Source organism: Streptomyces anatolicus (genome assembly GCF_019400875.1).
GTDB classification, from domain to species: Bacteria; Actinomycetota; Actinomycetes; order Streptomycetales; family Streptomycetaceae; genus Streptomyces; species Streptomyces anatolicus.
The window spans coordinates 1-2,426 of sequence record NZ_WMBF01000704.1 but is presented as its reverse complement, the minus strand read 5'-3'; the positions used below and the strand labels follow the sequence as shown (position 1 = coordinate 2,426).

The 2,426-nt window shown below is 72.1% G+C and carries 2 protein-coding genes; one reads left to right on the top strand and one right to left on the bottom strand.

All coding sequences use genetic code 11. The annotated features are described in order from the left end of the window. Positions 1-3: 3 nt before the first annotated feature. A complete protein-coding gene (locus GKQ77_RS31590) occupies positions 4-633 on the bottom strand; it encodes an HhH-GPD-type base excision DNA repair protein (RefSeq protein WP_219692543.1) in 630 nt (209 codons plus the stop codon). Positions 634-821: 188 nt separating this feature from the next. Here GKQ77_RS31590 and GKQ77_RS31585 point away from each other — a divergent pair, with 188 nt between their 5' ends. Further along, positions 822-2,423, top strand: a complete 1,602-nt coding sequence (locus GKQ77_RS31585; protein WP_219692542.1) for an ABC-F family ATP-binding cassette domain-containing protein — start codon at positions 822-824, stop codon at positions 2,421-2,423. Positions 2,424-2,426: the final 3 nt, after the last annotated feature.

Below are 2,426 nucleotides of genomic sequence, written 5' to 3'. Positions count from 1 at the left end.
GGGTTAGGCGGACTTTGGAGGTTTCGGGGGTTTCGGGGGTTTCGCGGCCTTGGCTGCGGCTTTCAGTTCTTGTTTGTGGGCGCGGACCTTGTGGAGGGAGTCCGGGCCCGTGATGTCCGCGACGGAGCGGTATGCCTCGGGGGCGCCGTAGTCGCCCGCGGCCTCGCGCCAGCCCTTGGGGCGTACGCCGAGTTGTTTGCCGAGGAGGGCCAGGAAGATCTGGGCCTTCTGTTTGCCGAAGCCGGGCAGGTCGTTGAGGCGTTCGAGGAGTTCCTTGCCGGTGGTGGCGTCCCGCCAGAGGGCGGTGGCGTCACCGTCGTAGTGGTCCACCAAGTACTGGCAGAGCTGTTGGACGCGCTTCGCCATGGAGCCGGGGTAGCGGTGGACCGCCGGCTTGGTGGAGAGGAGCGCGGCGAACTCCTCGGGGTCGTACGCGGCGATCTCGTGGGCGTCGAGGTCGGATGCGTTCAGGCGCTGGGCGATCGTGTACGGGCCCGTGAACGCCCACTCCATCGGCACCTGCTGGTCGAGCAGCATCCCGATCAGCGCGGCCAGCGGGCTGCGCCCCAGCAGCTCGTCGGCCTCCGGCTGCTGGGCGAGGTGAAGGTGAAGGGTGACGTCTTCGTCGTCCATGGATCGATGATCCCTCGGTGGGGGGTGGGGCGCAGTGTGGGGGTTCTAGGGTTCGCCCGAGGAAAAGCCCATGCGAGCCGCACCCCGCACCGCTAGCCTCGGTCCCATGTCTACGCCCCGCATCTCCTAGCCAGGACACCGCTCTCACGCCACCCGTGTGTCCATTCGCTATTGCGGAGCGTTACCCCATGATCACCGTACGAGGCATCGACGTACGCGTCGGCGCCCGGCTTCTGCTGTCCGGCGCCGACTTCCACATCGCCCCCGGCGACCGCATCGGCCTGGTCGGCCGTAACGGCGCCGGCAAGACCACCCTGATGAAGATCCTCGCGGGCACCGCGGCCCCCGCCGACGGCACCGTCACCCGCGCCGGTTCCGTCGGCCACCTCGCCCAGGACCCCGGCGCCGCCGACCCCGCCCGCACCGTCATCGACCGCGTCCTCTCCGCCCGCGGCCTGGACGAGGCGGTCGCCGCGCTGCGTACCGCCGAGAACGCCATGGCGCGGGCCGCGAGTCCGGCGGCGCAGGAGCGGGCCATGGCGGCCTACGCCCGCGCGGACGACCGTTTCCAGGCGCGCGGTGGTTACGCCGCCGAGGCGGAGGCCGCCCGCGTCGCCGCCGGGCTCGGGCTGCCCGAGCGGGCCCTGCACCGGCCCGTCGGTGAGCTGTCGGGCGGCCAGCGGCGCCGCGTCGAGCTGGCCAGGATCTTGTTCTCGCACCACGACACGTTGCTGCTCGACGAGCCGACCAACCACCTCGACGCCGACTCGGTCGGCTGGCTGCGCGGGTACCTGTCGTCGTATCCCGGCGGCCTCGTGCTCATCAGCCACGACACCGGGCTCCTCGCCGACACCGTCAACCGTGTCTTCCACCTCGACCCGGGGCGCGCCGCCATCGACGTACACAACACCGGATGGCACACCTACCTCGCCCAGCGCGCGGCGGACGAGCGGCGGCGTGCCCGCGAGCGCGCCAACGCCGAGCGCAAGGCCGCCTCGCTGCGCGCGCAGGCCGACAAGATGCGTGCGCACGTCTCCACCGCGACCGCCGCGAAGAACATGGACCGGCGTGCCGAGCGGATGCTCGCGGGGACGGAGCCGGTGCGGCGCGGCGAGAAGGTCGCGCGGATCCGGCTGCCGGAGCCCGCGCCGTGCGGCCGTATGCCGCTCGGCGCGATCAGTCTCACCAAGGCGTACGGGTCCCATCGCGTCCTCAGTGGGGTCGACCTGGCCGTCGACCGGGGCAGCCGGCTGGTCGTACTCGGGCTGAACGGCGCGGGCAAGACGACGCTGTTGCGGCTGCTCGCCGGGCGTGAGCGGCCGGATGAGGGGCGGGTCGTCGCCGGGCCCGGGCTGCGGCTCGGCTACTTCGCGCAGGAGCACGACACCCTTCAGCCCGCGAAGACCGTCCGCGAGAACCTGGCGGGCGCGGCACCGCAGCTGACGGATGGTGAGGTGCGGCGGGTCCTTGGCTCGTTCCTGTTCGGCGGGGACGACGCAGACAAGCCCGCCGCCGTCCTCTCGGGCGGCGAGAAGACGCGGCTGGCACTGGCCGGGCTCGTGCACTCGGGCGCGAACGTCCTGCTCCTCGACGAGCCCACCAACAACCTCGATCCGGCGTCCAGGGACGAGGTGCTCGCGGCGGTCGGCAGGTATCCCGGGGCCATCGTGATGGTGACGCACGACGAGGGGGCGATCGACGCGCTCCGGCCGGACCGCGTGCTGCTGCTTCCCGATGGGGCGGAGGATCTGTGGAGCGCCGGGTATCGGGGGCTGGTGGGGTTGGCGTGAGGG

Excerpts from the sequence above, each read along its gene's own strand:
- GKQ77_RS31585 (WP_219692542.1), top strand. The coding sequence starts at position 822 with ATGATCACCGTACGAGGCATCGACGTACGCGTCGGCGCCCGGCTTCTG.
- GKQ77_RS31590 (WP_219692543.1), bottom strand. The coding sequence starts at position 633 with ATGGACGACGAAGACGTCACCCTTCACCTTCACCTCGCCCAGCAGCCG.